This window comes from Streptomyces sp. NPDC046887 (assembly GCF_040644755.1).
GTDB classification, from domain to species: Bacteria; Actinomycetota; Actinomycetes; order Streptomycetales; family Streptomycetaceae; genus Streptomyces; species Streptomyces lichenis.
In genome coordinates, this window is the sequence record NZ_JBEYXH010000003.1 from 108,824 (window position 1) to 131,984 (window position 23,161).

The 23,161-nt window shown below is 72.5% G+C and carries 22 protein-coding genes and 1 tRNA gene; 11 read left to right on the forward strand and 12 right to left on the reverse strand.

Features of this window, described 5'->3' with window-relative positions:
* Positions 1 to 61: 61 nt before the first annotated feature.
* Together ABZ945_RS05200 and ABZ945_RS05205 are read left to right on the forward strand one after the other, a co-directional pair.
* Positions 62 to 595, forward strand: a complete 534-nt coding sequence (locus ABZ945_RS05200) for a peptidylprolyl isomerase (RefSeq protein ID WP_361264112.1) — start codon at positions 62 to 64, stop codon at positions 593 to 595.
* Positions 596 to 853: 258 nt separating this feature from the next.
* The gene (locus ABZ945_RS05205; RefSeq protein ID WP_361264115.1) at positions 854 to 1,711 is read left to right on the forward strand and encodes a rhomboid family intramembrane serine protease; all 858 of its coding nucleotides are present in this window, start codon (positions 854 to 856) and stop codon (positions 1,709 to 1,711) included.
* A gap of 294 nt (positions 1,712 to 2,005) precedes the next feature.
* On the opposite strand, the gene crgA is transcribed toward ABZ945_RS05205, so the two are convergent.
* Positions 2,006 to 2,260: a cell division protein CrgA gene (gene crgA / locus ABZ945_RS05210; protein WP_361264118.1), complete on the reverse strand. Its 255-nt coding sequence runs from the start codon at positions 2,258 to 2,260 to the stop codon at positions 2,006 to 2,008.
* A 137-nt stretch (positions 2,261 to 2,397) separates the two neighbouring features.
* On the opposite strand from crgA, the gene ABZ945_RS05215 reads away from it, so the two are divergent.
* The 5 genes from ABZ945_RS05215 (at position 2,398) to ABZ945_RS05235 (ending at position 6,032) form a co-directional block, all read left to right on the forward strand.
* Positions 2,398 to 3,189, forward strand: coding sequence for a DUF881 domain-containing protein (locus tag ABZ945_RS05215; RefSeq protein ID WP_361264121.1), 792 nt, complete (start codon positions 2,398 to 2,400; stop codon positions 3,187 to 3,189).
* A 134-nt stretch (positions 3,190 to 3,323) separates the two neighbouring features.
* Positions 3,324 to 3,485, forward strand: a complete 162-nt coding sequence (locus ABZ945_RS05220; RefSeq protein ID WP_189549781.1) for a hypothetical protein — start codon at positions 3,324 to 3,326, stop codon at positions 3,483 to 3,485.
* Entirely contained in the window at positions 3,482 to 4,120 is a 639-nt protein-coding gene (locus ABZ945_RS05225; RefSeq protein WP_361264124.1) for an aminodeoxychorismate/anthranilate synthase component II, read from the forward strand. The genes ABZ945_RS05220 and ABZ945_RS05225 overlap by 4 nt, the downstream gene beginning before the upstream one ends.
* Complete coding sequence (locus ABZ945_RS05230; protein WP_361264127.1) at positions 4,117 to 5,313, forward strand: class E sortase; 1,197 nt, start codon at positions 4,117 to 4,119, stop codon at positions 5,311 to 5,313. Before ABZ945_RS05225 ends, ABZ945_RS05230 begins: the two co-directional genes overlap by 4 nt.
* 23 nt (positions 5,314 to 5,336) lie before the next feature.
* Positions 5,337 to 6,032: a class E sortase gene (locus ABZ945_RS05235; protein ID WP_361264130.1), complete on the forward strand. Its 696-nt coding sequence runs from the start codon at positions 5,337 to 5,339 to the stop codon at positions 6,030 to 6,032.
* Positions 6,033 to 6,122: 90 nt separating this feature from the next.
* On the opposite strand, the gene pknB is transcribed toward ABZ945_RS05235, so the two are convergent.
* The 6 genes from pknB to ABZ945_RS05265 form a co-directional block, all read right to left on the reverse strand.
* Positions 6,123 to 8,189 (reverse strand): Stk1 family PASTA domain-containing Ser/Thr kinase, encoded by a 2,067-nt coding sequence (gene pknB / locus ABZ945_RS05240; protein WP_361264133.1) that lies wholly within the window; start codon positions 8,187 to 8,189, stop codon positions 6,123 to 6,125.
* Between the two features lie 206 nt (positions 8,190 to 8,395).
* Positions 8,396 to 9,859: a penicillin-binding transpeptidase domain-containing protein gene (locus ABZ945_RS05245; RefSeq protein WP_361264136.1), complete on the reverse strand. Its 1,464-nt coding sequence runs from the start codon at positions 9,857 to 9,859 to the stop codon at positions 8,396 to 8,398.
* Entirely contained in the window at positions 9,856 to 11,280 is a 1,425-nt protein-coding gene (locus tag ABZ945_RS05250) for an FtsW/RodA/SpoVE family cell cycle protein (protein WP_361264139.1), read from the reverse strand. Before ABZ945_RS05250 ends, ABZ945_RS05245 begins: the two co-directional genes overlap by 4 nt.
* Before the next feature lie 28 nt (positions 11,281 to 11,308).
* Positions 11,309 to 12,829 (reverse strand): Stp1/IreP family PP2C-type Ser/Thr phosphatase, encoded by a 1,521-nt coding sequence (locus ABZ945_RS05255; protein WP_361264142.1) that lies wholly within the window; start codon positions 12,827 to 12,829, stop codon positions 11,309 to 11,311.
* Between the two features lie 164 nt (positions 12,830 to 12,993).
* A complete protein-coding gene (locus ABZ945_RS05260; protein ID WP_361264145.1) occupies positions 12,994 to 13,518 on the reverse strand; it encodes an FHA domain-containing protein in 525 nt (174 codons plus the stop codon).
* A 10-nt stretch (positions 13,519 to 13,528) separates the two neighbouring features.
* Entirely contained in the window at positions 13,529 to 14,368 is an 840-nt protein-coding gene (locus ABZ945_RS05265) for a DUF3662 and FHA domain-containing protein (protein ID WP_361264149.1), read from the reverse strand.
* A gap of 615 nt (positions 14,369 to 14,983) precedes the next feature.
* Between ABZ945_RS05265 and ABZ945_RS05270 the strand changes: the two genes are divergently transcribed.
* From ABZ945_RS05270 to ABZ945_RS05285, 4 genes are all read left to right on the forward strand, one after another.
* Positions 14,984 to 15,067: transfer RNA gene (locus ABZ945_RS05270), tRNA-Leu, on the forward strand.
* A 251-nt stretch (positions 15,068 to 15,318) separates the two neighbouring features.
* The gene (locus ABZ945_RS05275; protein WP_361264152.1) at positions 15,319 to 16,860 is read left to right on the forward strand and encodes a DUF2252 domain-containing protein; all 1,542 of its coding nucleotides are present in this window, start codon (positions 15,319 to 15,321) and stop codon (positions 16,858 to 16,860) included.
* Between the two features lie 269 nt (positions 16,861 to 17,129).
* Entirely contained in the window at positions 17,130 to 17,945 is an 816-nt protein-coding gene (locus ABZ945_RS05280; protein ID WP_361264644.1) for a hypothetical protein, read from the forward strand.
* Positions 17,946 to 18,035: 90 nt separating this feature from the next.
* Complete coding sequence (locus ABZ945_RS05285; protein WP_361264155.1) at positions 18,036 to 18,380, forward strand: rhodanese-like domain-containing protein; 345 nt, start codon at positions 18,036 to 18,038, stop codon at positions 18,378 to 18,380.
* 1,051 nt (positions 18,381 to 19,431) lie between these two features.
* Here the strand turns inward: ABZ945_RS05285 and ABZ945_RS05290 are convergent.
* Genes ABZ945_RS05290 through paaA form a run of 5 tightly spaced genes read right to left on the reverse strand, consistent with a single transcriptional unit; the run spans position 19,432 to position 23,016 of the window.
* Complete coding sequence (locus ABZ945_RS05290; protein ID WP_361264158.1) at positions 19,432 to 20,499, reverse strand: 2Fe-2S iron-sulfur cluster-binding protein; 1,068 nt, start codon at positions 20,497 to 20,499, stop codon at positions 19,432 to 19,434.
* Positions 20,500 to 21,003 (reverse strand): 1,2-phenylacetyl-CoA epoxidase subunit PaaD, encoded by a 504-nt coding sequence (gene paaD, locus ABZ945_RS05295; RefSeq protein WP_361264161.1) that lies wholly within the window; start codon positions 21,001 to 21,003, stop codon positions 20,500 to 20,502.
* Positions 20,997 to 21,773 carry a 1,2-phenylacetyl-CoA epoxidase subunit PaaC gene (gene paaC, locus ABZ945_RS05300; RefSeq protein ID WP_361264164.1) on the reverse strand — a complete coding sequence of 259 codons (777 nt, stop codon included), beginning with the start codon at positions 21,771 to 21,773 and terminating at the stop codon, positions 20,997 to 20,999. Before paaC ends, paaD begins: the two co-directional genes overlap by 7 nt.
* Positions 21,770 to 22,057, reverse strand: coding sequence for a 1,2-phenylacetyl-CoA epoxidase subunit PaaB (gene paaB, locus ABZ945_RS05305; protein ID WP_105868183.1), 288 nt, complete (start codon positions 22,055 to 22,057; stop codon positions 21,770 to 21,772). The genes paaC and paaB overlap by 4 nt, the downstream gene beginning before the upstream one ends.
* Entirely contained in the window at positions 22,054 to 23,016 is a 963-nt protein-coding gene (paaA, locus tag ABZ945_RS05310; protein ID WP_361264169.1) for a 1,2-phenylacetyl-CoA epoxidase subunit PaaA, read from the reverse strand. Before paaA ends, paaB begins: the two co-directional genes overlap by 4 nt.
* Positions 23,017 to 23,161 lie beyond the last annotated feature (145 nt).

The window sequence follows — 23,161 nt, forward strand, 5'->3', positions numbered from 1 at the left end:
GCGGCGCCCTCTTCCGTGCGAGGATCGGTAGTCGTCAGAGCAGACTTACGGAAGGCACATCGTGGCCGAGAACCTTTACGCCACCCTGAAGACCAATCACGGCGACATCGTGGTCCGGCTGCTGCCGAACCACGCGCCCAAGACGGTCAAGAACTTCGTCGAGCTCGCCCAGGGCGAGCGGGAGTGGACGCACCCGGCCACCGGCAAGAAGTCGAACGACCGCCTCTACGACGGCACGGTCTTCCACCGCGTCATCAGCGGCTTCATGATCCAGGGCGGGGACCCGCTGGGCAACGGCACCGGCGGACCCGGCTACGAGTTCGGTGACGAGTTCCACCCGGAGCTGTCCTTCAACAAGCCGTACCTGCTGGCCATGGCCAATGCCGGTCCGGGCACCAACGGCTCGCAGTTCTTCCTCACCGTGGCCCCCACCACCTGGCTGACCGGGAAGCACACCATCTTCGGCGAGGTCGTGGACCCGGCGAGCCAGAAGGTCATCGACGCCATCGCCGGCGCCCAGACCAACCCGCGCACCGACCGCCCGGTGAACGACGTGGTCATCGAGTCGGTGGTGATCGAGAAGCGCGAGGGCTGACCTCCGCCGCTGCTCCTCCCGGGCCCCCGCGTCCGCCGCCTGTCAACGGCGGGTGGACGCGGGGAACCTTTCCGCCCCGCCCGTCCGTAAGGATGGGCGGGGCGCCGCACTGACCGGGCGCCGCACTGACCGGGCGCCGCACTGACCGGGGATGCCCTGTACCGGCGGGGGCGCCCCGTCCGGACCCGCCGGAACCGCCGGCCGACCACCGCCGGGACCGCCGGCCGACAAGGGGGCTCGCATGAGCAGGGGGCTTGCATGAGCGAGGTGCCGCACTGCTACCGCCACCCGGGCGCGGAGACGGGGATCCGCTGCGCCCGGTGCGAGCGGCCGATCTGCACCGACTGCATGGTGGACGCGTCGGTGGGCTTCCAGTGCCCCGACTGCGTGCGCGGCGGGGGCGGCACCGGCCACTCCCGTACCGCCAACCAGCCGCGCACCCTCGCCGGCGGCCGGATCACCGGCGGTGACCCGCATCTGGTCACCCATCTCCTCATCGGCGCCAACCTGCTGGTCTTCCTGGTGGCGCAGATCATGCCCCGCTTCACCGACGAGACGGTGCTCATCGGGCTGGCCTTCGACCCGGCCCTGGGCCGGGTGGTGGGGGTCGCCGACGGCGAGTGGTACCGCCTGCTCAGCAGCATGTTCCTGCACGAGCAGATCTGGCACATCGCGGGGAACATGCTGCTGCTGTGGTTCCTCGGGGTGGGGCTGGAGGAGCAGCTGGGGCGGGCCCGCTTCCTGGTGCTCTATCTGCTGTCCGGGCTGGCCGGCGGGGCGCTGACCTATCTGCTCGCCGCCCAGAACCAGTCCTCGCTGGGGGCCTCCGGGGCGGTCTACGGACTGCTCGGCGCCACCGTCGTCCTGCTCCGGCGGCTCGACCGGGATCTGCGGCCGGTGCTCGCCCTGGTGGCGCTCAACCTGGTGATCACGTTCTTCTGGGAGAACATCGCCTGGCAGGCGCATATCGGCGGCCTGGTGGCGGGCGTGCTGATCTCCTACGCGATGATCAACGGACCGCGCGAGCGCCGGGGCCTGGTCCAGTGGGGCACCTGCGGGGCGGTGCTCGCCCTCTCCCTGCTGGTGATGGTTCTGAGGACCTCGGCGCTCAGCTGAGCGGACCCTTCCGCCCCAGGCCGGGCCCGGTTGTCCCCACCCTTGTCCACAATATGTGTTCGACCTTGCGCCCAGTGTGCGGAACACCTGTACGGATCCGCTCTGACCTGCGGTTTCACTGCTGGAGCAGGAAGAGGGCGGGGTCGCGCTCCCACCGCGTCGGCGTCAACGCGATGGGAGTTATCCACAGATCTTCCTACCTATCCACGACCTGTGCACAACGCTGTGGATAACCATGGGCAAGGCTTGACGGGAGACCCCGGACCATGCCTCGCGACCCTTCCGCCGACCGCGCTACTTCCACTGGGTCGAGACGGCGAAGCCACCCGCGATGAAGCCGAAGCCGACCACGATGTTCCAGTTCCGCAGCGACTCCAGCGGCAGCGAGCCGTCCGTCACATAGAACACGACGATCCAGGCCAGACCGATGGCGAACAGCGCCAGCATCACCGGGGCCACCCAGCTGCGGTTGGTCAGCTTGATGGCGGTCGCCTGCTTCGCGGGCGGCGGGGTGAATTCGGCCTTCTTGCGGATACGTGACTTCGGCACGAGGAGCTCTCCTGTCGATGCGCTGCGTGACCGCGCGGGGGACGTGGACTGACGCCGGGGAAGCGAGCGGGACAGCCGCCTCGTCCGGGCGTCCGTTAGCGTAGTGCTTCCGCGGTGCTGAAGGAGATAAGGGTACGTTGAGCACTTCCCCCGGCGCTCCCCCCGAACCGGCCCGGCGACGCCGTCTGCGGCCGGTCCGGCTGCTCACCGCTGCCGTCTTCGCCCTCGCCGGACTGATCTTCGTCACCAGCTTCAACACCGCCAAGGGCACCAACCTCCGCACCGACGACTCGCTGCTGAAGCTGTCCGACCTCATCCGCGAGCGCAGCCACAAGAACGGACGGCTGGACGAGACCACCGCGGCGGTACGCGAGCAGGTGGACGCCCTCGCCCGGCGCGACGCCGGCGGCACCCGCGCCGAGGACGCCCGGCTGCGCGCCCTGGAGGAGGCCGCCGGCACCACCGAGGTCTCCGGGGACGGCCTGACCGTCACCCTCAACGACGCCCCGCCCGACGCCCAGGCCGCGCCCGGCTACCCCGAGCCCCAGGCCAACGACCTGGTCATCCACCAGCAGGACCTCCAGGCCGTGGTCAACGCGCTCTGGAAGGGCGGCGCCAAGGGCATCCGCGTGATGGACCAGCGGCTGATCTCCACCAGCGCCGTGCGGTGCGTGGGCAACACCCTGATCCTCCAGGGGCGGGTCTACTCACCGCCGTACAAGATCACCGCGGTCGGGGACACCGGCGACCTCCAGAAGGCCCTGGACGGCTCCACCGCCGTACAGAACTACCTGCTGTACGTGAAGGCGTACGGGCTCGGCTGGAAGGTCGACGACCACGACGGGGTCTCGCTGCCCGGGTACTCGGGCGCGGTCGACCTCCACCACGCCCGGCCCTCCGGCCCCTCGGGCGCCACCGGCACCCCGTAGCCGCCCCCGAGCCCCGGTCGGCCTCCGGCCTGTCGGCACCGACTCCCGCACTCCACCCCCGCCAACTCCCGCGCCCCGTACTCTGGTCTCCGACAGCAGCGGCGAAGAGCAGCGAGGAAGGACCGGCGGACGGCATGTACGGCTGGATCTGGCGGCACCTGCCGGGCAACGCGTGGGTACGGGCGCTGATCTCGCTCGTCCTGGCCCTGGCGGTCGTCTATGTGCTCTTCCAGTATGTGTTCCCCTGGGCGGAGCCTCTGCTTCCGTTCAACGATGTGACGGTGGACGGTCAGTGAGCGCGCGCATTCTCGTCGTGGACAACTACGACAGCTTCGTCTTCAACCTGGTCCAGTACCTCTACCAGCTCGGCGCCGAGTGCGAGGTCCAGCGGAACGACGAGGTCGAGGTCCGCCACGCGCAGGACGGCTTCGACGGGGTGCTGCTCTCCCCGGGCCCCGGCACCCCCGAGGAGGCCGGGGTCTGCGTGGACATGGTCCGGCACTGCGCCGACACCGGGGTGCCCGTCTTCGGCGTCTGCCTCGGTATGCAGTCGATGGCCGTGGCGTACGGCGGAGTGGTGGACCGGGCGCCGCAGCTGCTGCACGGCAAGACCTCCCCCGTGGTCCACGGCGGGCAGGGCGTCTTCGCCTCGCTGCCCTCCCCGTTCACCGCCACCCGCTACCACTCGCTGGCCGCCGAGCCCGCGGCGCTGCCCGCCGCGCTGGAGGTCACCGCGCGCACCGAGGACGGCATCATCATGGGGCTGCGCCACCGCGATCTGCCGGTGGAGGGCGTGCAGTTCCACCCCGAGTCCGTGCTCACCGAGCACGGGCACCTGATGCTCGCCAACTGGCTCGCCCAGTGCGGCGACACCGGCGCGGTCGCCCGGTCGGCAGGGCTCGCGCCGGTGGTGGGCAAGGCCGTCGCGTGACCACCCCGCGCCGCCCGGGACACGGCGGCGGTACGGGGCCGGGCGGCGGCGGTACGGGACCGGGCGGCGGTGAGCCGGGCGGCCACCACTCGCCCTGGTTCCGGGCGGCCAACCTGCCCGAGCAGCCGGGGCCACCCGAGCAGCCCGCGCCACTGGACCGTACGGCGCGAATAGAGCGCGTCGAGCCCGCCGAGCCCTCGCGGCCACGGCCCCGGGCGGAACGCGGCGGGCCGGAACGGGACGGGGCGCGCGGCCGCCTCCCCGGGCCGCTGCCCCCGGAGGCCCCGCCCCCGCGGACCACCGGCCCCGAGACCCCGGCCACCGGGGGCCGCGCCGAGCGCCGCCGGGCGGCCAAGGCCCGCGGCAGACGGGGCGCCGGACACCGGGCCGCCCCCGGCGGGGGGAGATCCGCCGGACGGCACTCGGCGGCCCAGGGCGCCCCGGGAGCGGGCGGCCCGTCTGCCGGGGCCGGTGGGCGCCCGCTGACCCGGGTGGAGGCGCGCAGGGCCGCCCGGGCCCGCAAGGACAGCGTGGGCGTGGTGGCCAGCCGGGTGGTGGGCGAGCTGTTCATCACCTTCGGGGTGGTGATGCTGCTCTTCGTCACGTACCAGCTCTGGTGGACCAACGTCCGCGCGGGCATCCAGGCGGACCAGGCCAAGAAGGGCATCGAGAACGCCTGGGCCGAGGGCCGCAAGCCGGGCGCCTTCGAACCCGGCCAGGGCTTCGCCATCATGTACCTGCCGACGCTGGACGTGGTGGTGCCGATCGCCGAGGGCATCGACAAGGAACGGGTCCTGGACCGCGGCATGGTCGGCCACTACGCCGAGGGCCGGCTGAAGACCGCGATGCCCTCCGACCGCCAGGGCAACTTCGCCGTCGCCGGCCACCGCAACACCCACGGCGAGCCGTTCCGCTACATCAACCGGCTGCGCCCGGGCGACCCGATCGTGGTCGAGACCCAGGACACGTACTACACCTACGAGATGGCGAGCATCCTGCCGCAGACCGAGCCGTCCAACGTCTCGGTCATCGGCCCGGTGCCCGCGGGCTCCGGCTTCACCGGCCCCGGCCGCTACCTCACCCTGACCACCTGCACCCCCGAGTTCACCAGTACCTACCGCATGATCGTGTGGGGCAAGATGGTCGAGGAACGGCCGCGCAGCAAGGGCAAACCGGACGCGCTCGTGAGCTGACGATTCGAGACGGGACAGATGTAGTGGCACGTGCGCGCAACCGGATCGCCGGCGTCGTCAGCGTCTTCGGCGAACTGCTGATCACGGCGGGGGTGCTGATGGGGCTGTTCGTCGTCTACTCGCTGTGGTGGACCAACGTCCTGGCCGACCGGGAGGCCGGCCGCCAGGGCGACCGGGTCCGCGACAGCTGGGCCGCCGAGAGCCCCGCCGCCGGTCCGGGCGCCCTGGACACCAAGGAGGGCATCGGCTTCCTGCACGTACCGGCGATGGGCGGCGGCGAGGTACTGGTCCGCAAGGGCACCACCCCGGAGATCCTCAACGACGGCGTGGCCGGCTACTACACCGACCCGCTCGCCTCCGCCCTGCCCAAGGACCCCAAGGGCAACGTCACCCTGGCCGCCCACCGCGACGGGCACGGCGCCAAGTTCCACAACATCCACAAGCTGCGCGACGGGGACGCGATCGTCTTCGAGACCCGGGACACCTGGTACGTCTACAAGGTCTACAAGACGCTGCCGGAGACCTCGAAGTACAACACCGAGGTGCTGCGGCCGGTGCCCAGGGAGTCCGGCAAGACCGCGCCCGGCCGCTACATCACCCTGACGACCTGCACCCCGGTCTACACCTCGGACTACCGCTACATCGTCTGGGGCGAGCTGGAGCGCACCGAGAAGGTCGACGCGGACCGCACCCCGCCCGCGGAGCTGCGCGCCTCCTGACGGCCCGTCCGCTGCCTTCGGGGAACGACCTTCGAGGAACGACAGCGCCCCGGCACCCGCTCAGCGGGCGCCGGGGCTCTCACGTATCCGTCAGCGCACCTCGCGGGAGACGACCGCGGAGGGGCCGCCGAAGAAGTTGATGCCCCCGCCCCCGTCGCCGTCCCCGTTGCCGCCGTCGCCGCCGTTCTGACCGCCGTCCTGGCCGCCGTTCTGGCCCCCGGGGCCGCCGCCCTGGCAGCCCAGGGTGGTCAGCGTGACGGTGGTGGCCGCCGGATCCACCTGGGTGCCGGCCTGCGGGTCGCTGCCGGTGACGATGGCGTTGTCGTCGGCCGGGCAGCCCGGGGCGACCTGGACGTTGGTGAAACCGGCCTGCTGGAGGGTCTGCTTGGCCTGCCCGAGCCGCTGCGGGACGACGTTCGGCACCGGCTTCTGGGTGGGCGTGGGCGTCTGCGGGCCCTTGGACACCTGGAGGGTGACCTTGCTGCCCTTCGGAGCGCGGGAGTTGCCCTGCGGGTCCTGGGCGGTGACCTCGCCGGCCGGCTTGTCGGAGTCCACGTCCGAGCGGGCCACTTCGAACCCCAGCGTCTCCAGCTGGCTCTTGGCCGCGTCGAACTGCGAGCCGGTGACCGCCGGGACCGTCTCCCGGGCCTGCCGCGAGATGGTGATGACGACCTCGCTGCCCTTCTCGGCCTCGGTGCCGCCCTCCGGGCTCTGCTCGATGACCTCGCCCGGGTCCGCGTCGGACTCCTTCTGCTCCACGCTGACGTCGAAGCCTTGCGCCTTGAGGTTCTGGGTGGCCGTCTGCTGGGACTGCTCCATCACATTGGGCACCTGGACCTTCGGCGCGCCCTCGGAGACCACCACCGTGATGGTCTCGCCCTTGGCCATCGTCCCGGACTCGGGCGTCTGGGCGCAGATGGAGCCCTTGGGCTGGTCGCAGCGGTCGGTGCCGTTCTCCTGGAGCTTGACGCCCGCGGTCTCGGCCTGCGAGCGCGCCTGGGCCAGCGGCTTGCCGACCACCTGGGGCACGCTGACCTGCTCGCTGCCGCCACCGCCGCCGTCGTCGCTGTTGAAGACGACCCGGCCGATCAGGATCGCGCCGACCAGCACCATGATCCCGGCCAGCACCAGCAGGATGGTCGAGGTGTTGGACTTCTTCTGCCGGCGCCGGCCCCGCTCGTCGTAGCCGAAGCCGCCGTCGTCCGGGTTCACCGGGGGCAGCATCGAGGTCTGGCCCGCCGGGTCGCCGGACCCGTCGTCGTGGCCGTAGCCGCCGTAGCCGGCCGGGACGCCGAGCGCGGCGGTCGCGGCCACCGGCTGGCCGTCGAGGCAGGCCTCGATGTCGGCGCGCATCTCGTCGGCCGACTGGTAGCGGTAGTCGGGGTCCTTGACCAGCGCCTTGAGGACGATGGCGTCCATCTCGGGCGTGATCTCGGGGTCGAAGTTGCTCGGCGGCTGCGGCTCCTCGCGTACGTGCTGGTAGGCGACGGCCACCGGGGAGTCGCCGACGAACGGCGGACGCACGGTCAGCAGCTCGTACAGCAGGCAGCCGGTGGAGTACAGGTCGGACCGGGCGTCCACCTGCTCGCCCTTGGCCTGCTCGGGGGAGAGGTACTGGGCGGTGCCGATGACCGCGGCGGTCTGGGTCATCGTCATCCCGGCGTCGCCCATGGCGCGGGCGATGCCGAAGTCCATGACCTTGACCTGGCCGGTGCGGGTGAGCATCACGTTGGCCGGCTTGATGTCGCGGTGCACGATGCCGGCCCGGTGCGAGTACTCCAGCGCCTGCAGGATGCCGACGGTCATCTCCATCGACCGCTCGGGCAGCAGCTTGCGGCCCGAGTGCAGCAGCTCCCGGAGGGTGGAGCCGTCGACGTACTCCATCACGATGTACGGGATGGAGATGTTGTCGACGTAGTCCTCGCCGGTGTCGTAGACCGCGACGATCGCCGGGTGGTTGAGCGAGGCGGCCGACTGGGCCTCACGGCGGAACCGGGCCTGGAAGGACGGGTCGCGGGCGAGGTCGGCCCGGAGCGTCTTCACGGCGACGGTGCGGCCGAGCCGGGTGTCGTGGGCGAGGTAGACCTCCGCCATGCCACCGCGGCCGAGCACCGAGCCCAGCTCGTACCGGCCGCCGAGGCGACGCGGCTCTTCCATAACTGATCCAGCCCTCTCCGTCAGTCCCGACCGCGCACCCCTGTGTGTGGTCCGGCGGTGTGCTGTCCGGGCATACGCTACCGGCCGCGGCCGATCGGCCCGTCCGTGGCCGCCACCTGATACGGGACCGGTACACGCTGGTGCGGACCGGGCGCGGGGGCGGTACGCCGTGCCGTCCACCGGGGCTCACGCCCCCGCGGGCACCGTCACTTGCCGTCGAGCACCGCCTTCATCACGTCCTTGGCGATGGGCCCGGCCAGGCCGCCGCCGCTGATGTCCTCACGGGCGACGGCGGAGGAGTCCTCGACGATGACGGCGACCGCCACCGGGGAGCCCTGGTCGGTCTTGGCGTAGGAGATGAACCAGGCGTACGGGCGGGCCTTGTTCTGCTCGCCGTGCTGCGCGGTGCCGGTCTTGCCGCCGACCTTGACGCCCTCGATGCCGGCCTTCTCGCCGGTGCCGTTCTCGACGACGTTCTCCATCATCTTCTGCACCAGCTGGGCGGTCTCCGCGGACATCGGCCGGTCCATCTCCTCCGGCTCGTGCTTCTCCAGCAGGTCGACGTCGGGGGAGCGCAGCTCGTCCACCATGTACGGCTTCATCAGCTTGCCGTCGTTGGCGATCGCGGCCGTCACCATCGCCATCTGGAGGGGCGTGGTGGCGGTGTTGAACTGGCCGATGGACGACTGGGCGTTGCCGTCCCGGGACATGGTCTTGTCGTAGACGGAGGCGGCGGCCCGGACCGGGGTGTCGATCTCCGGGTTGTTGAAGCCGAACTTCTCGGCCATCTCCACCATCTTGTCCCGCCCGACCTTGTCGCCGAGGTTGGCGAACACCGAGTTGCAGGACACCTCCAGCGCCTGGTTGAGCGAGGCGTTCTCACAGCCCGGGGCGTGGTTCTTCATCGGGGTGCGGGTGCCCGGCAGGATGTACGGCTCAGGGGTGTCGGTCGGCGCGTCGATGTCCTTGACCACGCCGTTCTCCAGCGCGGCGGCGGCGGTCAGCACCTTGAACGTGGACCCGGGCGGGTAGATCTCGCGCAGCGCCCGGTTCAGCATGGGCTTGTCCTTGTCCTTGTCCAGCCGCTGGAAGTTGCCGGCCTCCTCCTCGGAGAAGCCGGCGGCGAAGGACGAGGGGTCGTAGGACGGGGTGGAGGCCAGGGCGAGGATCTTGCCGGTGGACGGCTCGATCGCGGCGACCGCGCCCTTCTTGTCACCGAGCCCCTTGAACGCGGCCTTCTGCGCGGCCCCGTTGAGGGTGGTGATGACATCGCCGCCCTTCTTCTTCTCACCCGTGAACATGGCCAGGGTGCGGTCGAAGAACAGCTGGTCGTCGTTGCCGGTGAGGATGCCGTCTTCCAGCTTCTCGATCTGGTTGGCGCCGAACGCCTGGGAGGCGTACCCGGTGACCGGGGACCACATCGCCCCGTCGCTGTAGGTGCGCTTGTAGACGAAGTAGTTGGAGTCCGTCTTCTCCGAGCCGGTGATCGGCTTGCCGTCCACCACGATGTTGCCGCGCGGGCTGGCGTACCGCTCGATGACCACCCGCTGGTTGTACTTGTGCGAGCTGAGCTCGTCGGCGCGCACGTACTGGACCCAGTTGTCCCGGATGAGCAGGGCGAGGACGAGCAGCCCGCAGAAGATCGCGATATGGCGCAGCGGCTTGTTCACGGGCGGACCACCTGGGTCATCTCGGCGTCGGGTGACGGGGCGGGCGCCGGGGCGGGGCGGCGCGCGGTGTCGCTGATACGGATGAGGATGGCGATCAGCGCCCAGTTGGCGATCACCGAGGAGCCGCCGTAGGCGAGGAACGGCATGGTCATACCGGTCAGCGGGATGAGCCCCATCACACCGCCGGCGACGACGAAGACCTGGAGCGCGAAGGCGCCGGACAGGCCGGTCGCCAGCAGCTTGCCGAACGGGTCGCGGGCGGCCAGCGCGGTGCGGATGCCGCGCTCCACGATCAGCCCGTACAGCAGCAGGAAGGCCATCACCCCGGTGAGGCCCAGCTCCTCGCCGACGGTGGCGAAGATGAAGTCGGAGTTGGCGGCGAAGCCGATCAGGTCGGAGTCGCCCTGCCCGAGGCCGGTGCCCAGCGTCCCGCCGGAGCCGAAGGACAGCAGCACCTGGGCCATCTGCTGGCAGGCGTTGGAGTCCGCGTAGCAGGAGCCGAAGGGGTCCGCCCAGGCGTCCACCCGGGACTGGACGTGGCCGGCGAAGGAGGCCACGCCGACCGCGCCGCCGACGGCCATCAGCAGACCCATCACGATCCAGCTGGTGCGCTCGGTGGCCACGTACAGCATGACCACGAACATGCCGAAGAACAGCAGCGAGGTGCCGAGGTCGTTCTCGAAGACCAGGATCAGCAGGCTGACGGCCCAGATCATCAGGATCGGGCCGAGGTCCCGGCCGCGCGGCAGGTACAGCCCCATGAAGCGGCGGCTGGCCAGCGCCAGCGCGTCCCGCTTCACCATCAGATAGCCGGAGAAGAACACCGCGATGATGATCTTGGCGAACTCGCCGGGCTGGATGGAGAAGCCGGCCACCCGGATCCAGATCTTGGCGCCGAAGCTGTCGGTGCCGAGCCCCGGCACCAGCGGCAGCAGCAGCAGGACGATGGCGGCCATCATCGAGATGTAGGTGTAGCGCTGGAGCACCCGGTGGTCCTTCAGCAGGATCAGCACCCCGAGGAAGAGCGCCACCCCCATCGCCGAGTACAGCAGCTGGGTCGGCGCGTCCGGGCTGAAGCTGCCGTAGACCCGCTTGGAGGTGGAGATCAGCCGCGGGGACTGGTCCAGCCGCCAGATCAGCACCAGGCCGAGGCCGTTGAGCAGGGTCGCCAGCGGCAGCAGCAGCGGGTCGGCGTACCGGGCGAACCGCCGCACCAGCAGATGCGCGATCCCGGCCAGCAGGCCGAGGCCGATCCCGTAGCCGAGCATCCCGGCGGGGACCTTGCCGTCCAGGGCGAGGCCCACGTTCAGGTACGCGAACACCGGGATGGCGACGGCGAAGCCGAGCAGCGCCAGCTCGGTGTTGCGGCGGCTCGGCAGATCGATCGCGCCGATGGTGGTCGTGTTGGTGACAACGCTCATGGTGGTGAAAGGCCCCCCTACGGGTGCTCTAGCTCTTACCGCAGTTCGGGGCCAGCTTCTGCTCCTCGTCCGAGAGGGTGGGGCCCGGGCTCGGAGGGGGCGTGCTGGTGCTGGGCTTGGGCGACGGCGAAGGCGACGGGCTCGGGGCCTGGGGCAGACCGGTGGTGCCGCCCGCCTGGCCCTCGCCGGGCGGCGGGGTGCTCGCGGCCCGCTCGCCGGCCTCCCGGCGCTCCTCCTGCTTGCGGCAGGCGGACGCCTGGAGACCGAGCGCGGCGACCTTGTCCTGCGCCTTGGCGAGGCTGCCGCCGGCGATGGTCTCCTCGACCTGCTTGCGCTGGTAGTCCGGGAGGTACTTGAGTTCGATCTCGGGGTGGTCCTTCTCCACCTCGGAGAGCGAGAACCACGCCAGGTCCTGGCTGATGCCGCGGTAGAGCGCGACATGCTCGTCCTTGGAGCCGACGTAGAACTGGGTCTGCGTCCAGCGCCAGCCGCCGTACAGGGCGCCGCCGACCACGGCCAGCGCGAGGACGGCGTAGAACGATCTCTTCAGCCACCTGCGGCCGCCGCGCTTCTTGCGGAAGTCCTCCTCGTCGTACGACTCGAAGCCGTCCTGCGGCGGCATCCCGCCGTAGCCGAGGTCCTCACCGCTGCCGGGCGGGCCGAAGTTGCCCTGGGGGGCCGGCGGGGGCGCCTGGCGGCCCAGCCCGGAGGCGCGGCCGGCCGGGGTCTGCATGGCGCCGTCGTCACCGAGCTGGGTCTGCGTCTCGGCGACCGCGCCGACGACCACCGGGGTGTCGCTGAGCTGCCCGGCGAGGGTGTCCCCGCCGTCGGTGTCCAGCACATCCGCGATGATCACGGTGATGTTGTCCGGGCCGCCGCCGCGCAGCGCGAGCTGGATCAGGTCCTGGACGGTCTCCTGCGGGCCCTGGTAGCTGGCGAGGGTCTCCTCCATCGTCTGGTGGGAGACCACGCCGGACAGGCCGTCGGAGCAGATCAGATAGCGGTCGCCGGCCCGCACCTCGCGGATGGACAGGTCCGCCTCGACATGGTCGGCGCTGCCCAGCGCGCGCATCAGCAGGGCGCGCTGCGGGTGGGTGGTCGCCTCTTCCTCGGTGATCCGGCCCTCGTCCACCAGCCGCTGCACCCAGGTGTGGTCCTGGGTGATCTGGGTGAGGACGCCGTCCCGCAGCAGATAGGCGCGGGAGTCGCCGACATGCACCAGGCCCAGGCGCTGACCGGTCCACAGCAGGGCGGTGAGCGTGGTGCCCATGCCCTCCAGCTGGGGGTCCTCCTCGACCATCAGCCGCAGCTGCTCGTTGGCCCGCTGCACGGCCGTGCCGAGCGAGGTGAGCAGATCGCTGCCGGGCACGTCGTCGTCGAGCGTGACCAGGGTGGAGATCACCTCGGAGGAGGCGACCTCGCCGGCGGCCTGGCCGCCCATGCCGTCGGCGATCGCGAGCAGCCGGGGACCGGCGTAGCCGGAGTCCTCGTTGCCCTCGCGGATCATGCCCTTGTGCGATCCGGCGGCGAAGCGCAGTGACAGACTCATGCGCACCTCGCCAGTCGGCTCCGGGTACCGCCGGTCTCGCGCCACACTGCCCACCCTCCGGTCGGGAGCCGGTGGCCGGTGCCGGCGCCGCCCGCGGGACGGGTCACGCCGGCCGGCTCAGCTGCGGCTCGCTCGCTCCGCTCGCGCCTACTCATGATGCAGCACTACTTCCGCAGCTCGATGACGGTCTTGCCGATGCGGATCGGCGCGCCCAGCGGAACGGGCGTCGGGGTGGTGAGCCGGGTCCGGTCGAGATACGTGCCGTTGGTGGACCCGAGATCCTCGACGATCCACTGGCCGTCACGGTCCGGGTAGATCCTGGCATGCCTGCTGGACGCGTAGTCGTCGTCCAGGACGATCGTGGAGTCATGGGCGCGCCCCAGGGTGATCGTCTGGCCCTGGAGGGCCACCGTGGTGCCCGTGAGGGTGCCCTCGGAGACGACCAGCTTGGTCGGCGCCCCGCGGCGCTGGCGGCCGGACTGCTGCTGGCGCTGCGGCGGCGGCGCGGTGGCCTGCCGTCCCGCGCCGGACTGCTGTTGCGGCCGGGTCGCGGTGTCCCGGCGCGAACCGCGCTGGGTCACCCGCGTCCCGAACAGGTCGCTGCGGATGACCTGGACGGCCACGATGACGAACAGCCACAGTACGGCGAGGAAACCCAACCGCATGACCGTGAGGGTCAGCTCTGACATTGCCCCCGCTTCACCCTTCGGCTTGCCGGTAAACGATGGTGGTGCTGCCCACGACGATCCGCGAGCCGTCGCGGAGCGTAGCGCGGGTGGTGTGCTGCCCGTCCACCACGATGCCGTTGGTGGACCCGAGATCCGCGATCGTCGAGGGCGTTCCGGTCCGGATCTCGCAGTGTCGGCGGGAGACGCCGGGGTCGTCGATCCGCACATCGGCGTCGGTGCTGCGGCCCAGCACCAGCGTCGGGCGGGAGATCTGGTGGCGGGTGCCGTTGATCTCGATCCAGCGGCGCGTCTGGGCGCCGGGTGCCGCGGCCGGCGGGCGGCCGGCGGCTCCGGGGCGGCCCGCCCCGGGAGGTGCGGACGGCATGGGCGGCGGAGCCCCGCCGGGGCCGCCCGAGGGCGGGGAGGCCGGTGGATAGCCGTACCCGGAGCGGCCCTGGCCGCCACCGGCGGCCGGGGGCTCGCCGGACTGTGACGTACTCGACGCCAGGGTGCGGCTGCGCACCCGGTACAGCCCGGTGTCCAGGTCCTCGGCCTTCTCCAGGTGGACCTTGATCGGCCCCATGAAGGTGTACCGCTGCTGCTTGGCGTAGTCCCGGACCAGGCCCGCCAGCTCGTCGCCGAGCTGGCCGGAATAGGGGCTCAGCCGCTCGTAGTCGGGGGTGCTGAGCTCCACGATGAAGTCGTTGGGCACCACCGTGCGGTCGCGGTTCCAGATCGAGGCGTTGTTGTCGCACTCGCGCTGGAGGGCTCCCGCGATCTCGACGGGCTGGACCTCGGACTTGAACACCTTGGCGAAGGTGCCGTTGACCAGACCTTCGAGACGCTGCTCGAAACGCTTCAGGACTCCCATGGGGCACCTCCTCCGTCGTTGCCGCACCTGTACTGCTTACTGATCGTATCCACGCGTCGGGAAATCGGCTGGTTCCCCTTCTCTGGCCTGTGGATAAGTGTCACCTCTCACAGGGATCGTAGAGGTGCCCTCCTGACAGTGTCCCGCACCGCGGAAGGGCCCGGGGGGACGGTACCGGCGACGGATCCCGCCCGCAGCCCACCTCCTCCGGGACCCGCCCGGTACGAGCCGGAACCGCACCCGCTCCCTCCCGGCCGGGGCCCGCGCCGGCCGTGCTCCGCGCGACAGTGCTCCCCGGCGCTGAACGGTGTCGACCGGTGTTCGCGACGCTCCATCTCTCCCTGTCCCCCTCCTGTCCCCCTCTCTCCCACGGAGGGGTATGAGTCTGTCCCGTGGAGGGGTACGAGTCTCTCCCGTGGAGGGGTACGAGCGCGGGTGGGCGAGGTCCGGCGGTGCGGCCGCCCCCCGGCCCTCCCCGCCCCCCTTCTCCCTGTTCCGGCAGGCAGTGGCCGAAACAAACGGATGTGAACCCACCCTCCGGGCCGTGCTAATGTTCAGGTGTCGCCAGGGGACGCCGCCGGAAACAGCGGAGAAACCAAGCAAGCAACACCCAATGCGCGGGTGGCGGAATAGGCAGACGCGCTGGATTCAGGTTCCAGTGCCCGAAAGGGCGTGGGGGTTCAACTCCCCCCTCGCGCACAGCAAGGCTACGGCCGGCATCGTCAACACGGTGCCGGCCGTAGCTGTTTGTGCGTCCGGATGATGGCCGGGGGCACGTGCGGTCGCGAGGCTGTGAGGTAGGCCTCAAGGCCCGGGCTCGGGGTTCTCCGGGCAACGGTTGTCCACAGGTCTGGGACGGATCGGGCCCCGGCGGTACCTTCGGGACGAACACCGGTACGGCGTGCGGCCGGGGCGGCGGTCGCCGCCGCGGACGTGGAACGGGGGACCCCATGGGGCTTGACGGCGAGCACGGCGGCGAGGAGCGCGCCGGGCGCGAGGGCGTCACGGGCGGTAGCGGCAGCGGCGGCAGTGCCGACGGCGGAAGGGGCGGCGGCAGCGGCCGGATCCCCACCGTGCCCGGCTTCGCCACCGCCAAGCTCCGCCCCTACGGACCGGTGGGCGCCCAGGCACACCCCTCCCCCTCCTCCTCCCCCTCTCCCAAGAAGCGCGGCAAGGCGCTGCGGGAGCGGGTGCCGCGGTCCGCGCACGGGACGCTGCCCGAGGCGGGCCCGGGGCGGCCGGACGCGGTGCGGGCGGTGGAGGAGTCCAACCGGGGCCGGGTGCCCGAGCTGGCGCCGATACGGGTGGGCCGGATGACCGCCAGCCCGTTCGCCTTCCTGCGGGGGGCGGCCGGGTTGATGGGATACGACCTGGCGGCGACGCCGGTCACCGGGGTGGCCGCTCAGCTCTGCGGCGACGCCCATGCGGCCAACTTCGGGCTGTACGGCGACGCCCGCGGCCGGCTGGTCGTCGACCTGAACGACTTCGACGAGACGGTGGCCGGGCCCTGGGAGTGGGACCTCAAGCGGCTGACCACCTCACTGGTGCTGGCCGGGCGGGCCGGCGGGGTGGACGAGGACGTGTGCCGGTCCGCCGCCTTCGACGCGGCCGGGGCCTACCGGCGCACCATGCGGCTGCTGGCCAAGCTGCCGGTGCTGGACGCGTGGAACGCCATCGCCGACGAGGAGTTGGTGTCCCACACCGACGCACGGCACCTGCTGGGCACCCTGGAGCGGGTCTCCGAGAAGGCCCGCAACAACACCAGCGCCCGGTTCGCCGCCAAGTCGACGGAGGAGTGCGAGGACGGCGGCCGCCGCTTCACCGACGCCCCTCCGGTGCTGCGCCGGGTGCCGGACGCGGAGGCCACCGCGGTCGCCGCCGCGCTGGGCGAGTACCGGACCACGCTGCCCGAGGACCGGCTGCCGCTGCTCGCCCGGTACGCGATCCACGATGTCGCCTTCCGGGTGGTGGGCACCGGCAGCGTCGGCACCCGGTCGTATGTGGTGCTGCTGCTGGACCACCGCGGCGAGCCGCTGGTGCTCCAGGTGAAGGAGGCGCGGCCGTCGGCGCTGCTGCCCTATCTGCCCGGTGCCGGGTTCAAGGTGGCGGAGGTGGCGCACGAGGGGCAGCGGGTGGTGCTCGGGCAGAAGCGGATGCAGGTGGTCAGCGACAATCTGCTGGGCTGGACGACGGTCGAGGGCCGGCCGTACCAGGTGCGGCAGTTCCGCAACCGCAAGGGGAGCGTGGACCCGGCGGCGCTGTCGGCGGAGGAGCTGGACGACTACGGGCGGATGACCGGCGCCCTGCTGGCCCGGGCCCACGCCCACAGCGCCGACCCCCGGCTGCTGGCCGGGTACTGCGGGAAGAACGAGGAGCTGGACGAGGCGATGGCGGACTTCGCGGTGGCCTACGCGGACCGGACCGAGGCGGACCACGCCGACCTGGTGGCCGCGGTCAAGGACGGCCGGGTCGCCGCCGAGGCGGGGGTGTGAGGCGTCGGCTGCCGGGTGGGGTGTGCGGCGGGGGTGTGGGGCCCTGGGCGGGATGTGCGGCGGCGGTGCGGGCCCGTGGTCCACGGGGCGGCGGTACGGGCTGAGGCACGGGGCGCCGGGGCAGGCTGATGGCCCGGCTGGTCCGGTGGCCTGGCCGGTCCGGAGGCCTGGGTCGGGTGCGGCCCGGGTGGGCGGACGGGGAACGGTGACGGGTGGGGCGGGTTCGCCCGTACGCTGGTCGGGTGACGACCTCGAACGACGACGCCACCGTGCCCACCGACCACCGTGCCGACGGCGCTCCCGAGCAGTCGGGGCGGCCCGAGGAGCGCCTGGAACGGGCGGTGCGGGCGGCCGAGCAGGCGCTGATCGAGTTCGAGATCGCGGTGGAGACCTTCCGGGTCGAGGTGGAGAACTTCTCCCGGCTGCACCACCAGAAGCTCGGCCCGATGTACTCGCGGCTGGACGAGCTGGACGCGCTGATCGCGGAGGCCCGGGCGGCCCGCAGCAGTGACCCCGAGGACCTGCGCCAGGCCAGGGAGGCCCGGGAGCGGGTGATGCCGATGCCCGGAGTGGACGAGCTGTTCCACGGCTGGATGGACTCCGACGGGCTCTCGGCCGAGGCGGACGCCATGCTCACCGGCCGGCCGGTGCAGCCGCCCAAGCGGGTCCGGCCGAGCGAGGAGGTCCGCAAGCTCTACCGGGAGCTGGCGCGTGCCGCCCACCCCGACCTGGCGCGTGAGGAGGCCGAGCGGCAGCGGCGTGAGGAGTTCATCACCCGGGTCAACGCGGCCTACGCGCGCGGTGACGAGGGCCTGCTGCGGGAGCTGGCCGCCGAGTGGGCGGCCGGCCCGGCCCCGGCGGCCCCGGAGCTGACCGCCGCGGAGGAGCTCTACGCCCGGCTGGAGTGGCTGGCCCGGCGCAAGGAGATGCTCACCGGGGCGGCCCGCGAGCTGGAGGAGAGCGCCATCGGGGCGATGCTGCGGATGGCCCCGGACGACCCGGACCGGCTGCTGGAGGAGATCGCCGAGCAGCTGCTCGCCCAGGTCGCCGAGCGCGAGGCGGAGCTGGCGGGTCTGGCGGAGTAGCCGGTGTCGGCTACGTTCTCCCTGTGACCCGGCGGGGCCGTGCGCGGACCGGCGGGCGGGCCGACCGGTGGACGAGAGAGGTATCCGCAGATGAGTTTTCCGACCCTGCCCACGGTGGACGCGGTCTCCGTGCCGGCCGACGGGCTGGTCCTGGACGTCCGGGAGTCCGACGAGTGGGCGGCCGGCCATGTCCAGGGCGCGCTGCATGTGCCGATGAGCGACTTCGTGGCCCGCTTCGGTGAGGTGACCGAGGCCGTCGCGGACGGGCGCCGTGCCTATGTGATGTGCCGGGTGGGCGGCCGGTCGGCCCAGGTGACCCAGTACCTGGTGCAGCAGGGCATCGACGCGGTGAACGTCGACGGCGGCATGCTCGCCTGGGACGGCGCCGGCCGCCCCATGGTCACCGACAGCGGCAACCAGGCCTTCGTCCTCTGAGGACGCCCGCGACGAGGCCCTGACGGGGCTGAGGCGGCGGCCGCGGCGGGGCGGCCGGGCCCGAGGTTGCGGGGCGCCGTGAGGTGGGTGGCGGCCGGGCTGGGGCGGCAGCCTGCCCAGGGCGGCGGCCGCGGCGGGGCGACAACCCGCCGTGAGGTGGGCGCCGGCGGCCTGAGAGGGCAGCCTGCTCAGGGCGGCGGCCGGGCTGGGGCGGCAGGAGCGGTCTCCGGCCGACCGGAGCGGCGGCGGCCGGGCCCGTTGGGCGGGTGCCGCCAGGGCGGGTGCCGCCCGGTGGGCGCAGGCCAGATCCCGGCCTCACGCGCGGGTGCTGCCCGGGCCGGAGGCCGTTCGGCACGAGTGGTTGCGGGCCCCGGCCGCTGCGGGCGGTGCCGCCCAGCGCAGCCGATGCAGGCGCGGCCTCGCTGGCTGGGTGCCGTCTCGTGCGAGCAGTCTGGCCCCCGTATCGCTCGGCCTGGTGCCGCCGGACGCAGGCGCCGCCTGGCGCGGGCGGATGCGGGCCGCCGGGCCTCGCCGGCCGGGTGCCATGCGGCAGGGCCCGGCCTGATGGGCCCGGTGCCGCCCATATCGAGTGGGCGCGGCCTCGTCGGCGGGCGGCACACGGTCCATGTGCCGTTCGGCCCGGGCCCTCGCCCGCGTCGGGTGCCGTGCGGCGCGAGCCCAGGCTCGCCTGGCGGTGCCGTCAACGGCGGAGGCCGCCCGGCGCGGGCGGTTCGGGCCCTGGCCCCATCGGGCGGGTGCCGCCAGGCCGACGGCTGCCCGGCGCGGGCGTGCGCGGGCCCCGGGAGCTCGCCGACCGGGTGCCGTACGAACCGGATGCCTTCGGCGCGGGATGCGGGCGCGGGCCTGTCCGCCGGGTGGTGCCGTCAGGCCGGGTGCCTCGGCGCGGGCAGTCCTGGCCCCGGCCCTTACCGGCGGGTGCCGCCAGGGGCGGAGGCCGCCCGGCGCGGGCGGGTTCGGGGCCCGGCCCGAAGGGCGGGCCCCGAACGGCGGGGTGCCGCCTCGACCGGTGCGGCCCGGCGCATGCGGAAGGTCAGCGGTCGAAGTCCAGCTCGACCTCCGGGGTGGTGGCGTGCGACTGGCAGGCCAGGACGTATCCCGCCTCGGTCTCCTCGGGCTCCAGGGCGTAGTTGCGCTCCATACGGACCTCGCCGGTGACCAGGAAGGCCCGGCAGGTGCCGCAGACGCCGCCCTTGCAGGCGTACGGGGCGTCCGAGCGGGCGCGCAGCACCGTCTCCAGCAGGGACTCGCCCTCCTGGACCGGCCAGCTGCCCGAGCGGCCGTCGAGGGTGGCGGTCAGCTTCGCGGGGGCGGTGAGCGTGGCGGCGGACGCGGCGGGGGCGGTGGCCTGGCCGTCGTCCACATGGAAGATCTCCTGGTGGATGTCGGTCCGGTCCACACCGAGAGCGCGCAGGGCCTGCTCGGCGCCCTGGACCAGTCCGAGCGGCCCGCAGAGATACCAGCCGTCCACCTCGCCGAGCGGCAGCAGCGCGGGGAGCAGCCCGGTCAGCCGCTCCTCGTCGAGCCGGCCCGAGGGCAGCCCGGACTGCTGCTCCTCCCGGGAGAGCACGGTGACCAGCTGGAATCGGCCGGGGAAGCGGTCCTTCAGATCGGCGACCTCGTCCAGGAACATGGTCGAGGCGGCCGTGCGGTCGCTGCGGACCAGATGGAACCGGGCCTCCGGCTCGCGGGCCAGCAGGGTGGCGGCGATGGAGAGCACCGGGGTGATCCCGCTGCCCCCGACGATCGCGGCGAACCGGCCGGGGCGCGGCGCCAGGGTGAAGCGGCCCATCGGCTCCATGACCTCGACGGTGTCCCCGGCAATCAGCTCCTTGATCGCGTACGTCGAGAAGGCCCCGCCGTCCACCAGCCGGATGCCCACCCGCAGCACCGGGGCCTCGCCCTCCGCGGCCGCCGGTGAGCAGATCGAGTACGTCCGGCGCGCCTCCACCTCGCCGCCGCCCGACGGCCGCCGCAGGGTGATGTGCTGGCCGGGGGTGTGGCGGAACGCGGTGTGCAGCGCGGGCGGCAGGGCGAAGGTCACCGCGACCGCGTCGTCGGTGAGCCGCTCGACCTCGCTGACCCGGAGCGCGTGGAACATCTACAACTCCTTGAAGTGGTCGAACGGTTCACGGCAGTCCGTGCAGCGGCGCAGCGCCTTGCAGGCGGTGGAGGAGAACCGGCTCAGCAACTCGGTGCGCGCGGAGCCGCAGTGGGGGCAGCGGATGCCCAGGGAGAGCGGCACCGGCCCGGCGGGGCCCTGCGGCCGGGGCGGGGCTATGCCGTGCTCGGCGAGCTTGCGCCGGCCCTCGGCGGTGATGTCGTCGGTCGACCACGCCGGGCTGAGCACCGTGACCACCGAGACCTCGGGCACCCCGTGCTGGTGGAGCAGCTGCTCGATGTCGGCGGACATGGCCTCGATGGCCGGGCAGCCGGTGTAGGTGGGGGTGAGCTCCACCCGGACCTCGCCGGGGGCGAGCACCCGCACCGAGCGGACCACACCGAGGTCGTGCAGGCTGAGCACCGGCAGCTCGGGGTCGGGGACGGACCCGGCCAGCCGGGTCAGCTCCTCCTCCAGCGGGGTGGGCGCGGTGCCGGTCACCATGTCGCCCCCGGGTGGCTGCGGTGCAGATGCTGCATCTCGGCGAGCATCCGGCCGAAGGACTCGGTGTGCAGCCCCTGCCGCCCCGCCCCGGCCCGCCAGGCACCGGTGCGCGGGCCGTCCGGGACGGTGAGGGTGGCCCGGTCGAGCACCGCCGTCACCGAGGTCAGCCAGTCGGACTCCAGCTCGGCCCAGTCGACCCCGTCGAGACCGGGCAGCGGCTGGAACAGCTCGCCGGTGAAGCGCCAGAGCGCGTCCACCGCGGTCTGCGTCCGGCGGTGGCTCTCCTCGGTGCCGTCACCGAGCCGCAGCGTCCACTGCTCGGCGTGGTCCTGGTGGTAGGCGACCTCCTTGACGGCCTTGGCCGCCAGCCCGCCCAGCCCGCCGTCGCCGGTGCCCTCGCCGGCGGCCGCCGCGATCCTCCCGTACAGCAGCCGCTGGTAGGTGGAGAAGTACAGCTGGCGGACGATGGTGGCGGCGAAGTCGCCATTGGGCTGCTCGGTCAGCTGGGCGTTGCGGAAGGCGCGCTCCTCGCGGAGGTAGGCGAGCTCGTCCTCGTCCCCGACCAGGGAGAGCAGCACCCGGGCCTGGCCGAGGAGGTCCAGCGCGATGTTGGCGAGGGCCACCTCCTCCTCCAGCTCCGGGGCGTGCCCGGCCCACTCGGCCAGCCGGTGCGAGAGCACCAGGGCGTCGTCCCCGAGGGCCAGCGCCGCGGTGGCGGCCAGCCCCTCCGGGGACGCGGTGGAGGCGGCGGTCGCCGGGTCGGTCGTCACAGGTGCTGCACCCCCTCGGGGATCTCGTAGAACGTCGGGTGCCGGTAGGGCTTGTCGGCGGCCGGCTCGAAGAAGGGGTCCTTCTCGTCCGGGGAGGAGGCGGTGATCGCCGAGGAGGGCACCACCCAGAGCGAGACGCCCTCGCTGCGCCGGGTGTAGAGGTCGCGGGCGTTGCGCAGGGCCATCGCGGCGTCCGGGGCGTGCAAGCTGCCGGCGTGGGTGTGGGACAGCCCGCGGCGCGAGCGCACGAACACCTCCCACAGCGGCCAGTCGCTGGTGGTCATACCGTCGCCTCCCGGTGCTTGGCCGCGTACGCCGCCGCTGCCTGCCTGACCCAGGCGCCGTCCTCATGGGCGCGGCGGCGCTGGGTGATCCGCTGTTCGTTGCACGGGCCGTTGCCCTTGAGGACCTCACGGAACTCGGCCCAGTCGATGGCGCCGAAGTCGTGCTGCCCGCGCTCCTCGTTCCACCTCAGGTCCGGGTCGGGCAGGGTCAGGCCGAGCGCCTTCGCCTGCGGCACGCAGATGTCGACGAAGCGCTGGCGCAGCTCGTCGTTGGAGTGCCGCTTGATCTTCCAGGCCATCGACTGCGCCGAGTGCGCGGACTCGTCGTCCGGCGGGCCGAACATCATCAGCGAGGGCCACCACCAGCGGTCCACCGCGTCCTGGGCCATCGCGTGCTGCTCGGGGGTGCCGCGGGAGAGGGCGAGCAGCGACTCGTACCCCTGGCGCTGGTGGAAGGACTCCTCCTTGCAGACCCGGATCATCGCCCGGGCGTACGGCCCGTAGGAGCAGCGGCACAGCGGCACCTGGTTGGTGATCGCGGCGCCGTCCACCAGCCAGCCGATCGCGCCGACGTCGGCCCAGGTCAGGGTGGGGTAGTTAAAGATCGAGGAGTACTTCTGGCGGCCGCTGTGCAGCTTGTCCAGCAGCTCGTCGCGGCTGGCGCCGAGGGTCTCGGCGGCGCTGTAGAGGTACAGCCCGTGGCCGGCCTCGTCCTGCACCTTCGCGATCAGGATCGCCTTGCGGCGCAGCGAGGGGGCCCGGGTGATCCAGTTCGCCTCGGGCTGCATGCCGATGATCTCGCTGTGCGCGTGCTGGGCGATCTGCCGGACGAGCGTCGCCCGGTAGGCCTCGGGCATCCAGTCGCGCGGCTCGATCCGCTCGTCCGCCGCCACGGCGGCGTCGAACACCGCCTCGTACGCCTGGGGCGCCTCGTGCGCATCCGCTGTCACTGCCGTCATCGGACCCCCTACCGACCGATCGTTCGGTTGAATGACTTCAATGGTCGGTCGGCGGCCCGTAAGGTGTCAACCCTGTGGATAACTCCGATGGGCCATTGGCGTGGCGACGGAACGGGGCGGGCGGGATGGACGCGAGGGACGGGGA

Coding starts and splice junctions, on each gene's coding strand:
- ABZ945_RS05205 (WP_361264115.1), top strand. CDS start 854: ATGAGCGAGGTGCCGCACTGCTACCGCCACCCGGGCGCGGAGACGGGG.
- ABZ945_RS05220 (WP_189549781.1), top strand. CDS start 3,324: ATGTACGGCTGGATCTGGCGGCACCTGCCGGGCAACGCGTGGGTACGG.
- pknB (WP_361264133.1), bottom strand. CDS start 8,189: ATGGAAGAGCCGCGTCGCCTCGGCGGCCGGTACGAGCTGGGCTCGGTG.
- ABZ945_RS05250 (WP_361264139.1), bottom strand. CDS start 11,280: ATGAGCGTTGTCACCAACACGACCACCATCGGCGCGATCGATCTGCCG.
- ABZ945_RS05255 (WP_361264142.1), bottom strand. CDS start 12,829: ATGAGTCTGTCACTGCGCTTCGCCGCCGGATCGCACAAGGGCATGATC.
- ABZ945_RS05260 (WP_361264145.1), bottom strand. CDS start 13,518: ATGTCAGAGCTGACCCTCACGGTCATGCGGTTGGGTTTCCTCGCCGTA.
- ABZ945_RS05265 (WP_361264149.1), bottom strand. CDS start 14,368: ATGGGAGTCCTGAAGCGTTTCGAGCAGCGTCTCGAAGGTCTGGTCAAC.
- ABZ945_RS05275 (WP_361264152.1), top strand. CDS start 15,319: ATGGGGCTTGACGGCGAGCACGGCGGCGAGGAGCGCGCCGGGCGCGAG.
- ABZ945_RS05285 (WP_361264155.1), top strand. CDS start 18,036: ATGAGTTTTCCGACCCTGCCCACGGTGGACGCGGTCTCCGTGCCGGCC.
- ABZ945_RS05290 (WP_361264158.1), bottom strand. CDS start 20,499: ATGTTCCACGCGCTCCGGGTCAGCGAGGTCGAGCGGCTCACCGACGAC.
- paaD (WP_361264161.1), bottom strand. CDS start 21,003: ATGGTGACCGGCACCGCGCCCACCCCGCTGGAGGAGGAGCTGACCCGG.
- paaB (WP_105868183.1), bottom strand. CDS start 22,057: ATGACCACCAGCGACTGGCCGCTGTGGGAGGTGTTCGTGCGCTCGCGC.
- paaA (WP_361264169.1), bottom strand. CDS start 23,016: ATGACGGCAGTGACAGCGGATGCGCACGAGGCGCCCCAGGCGTACGAG.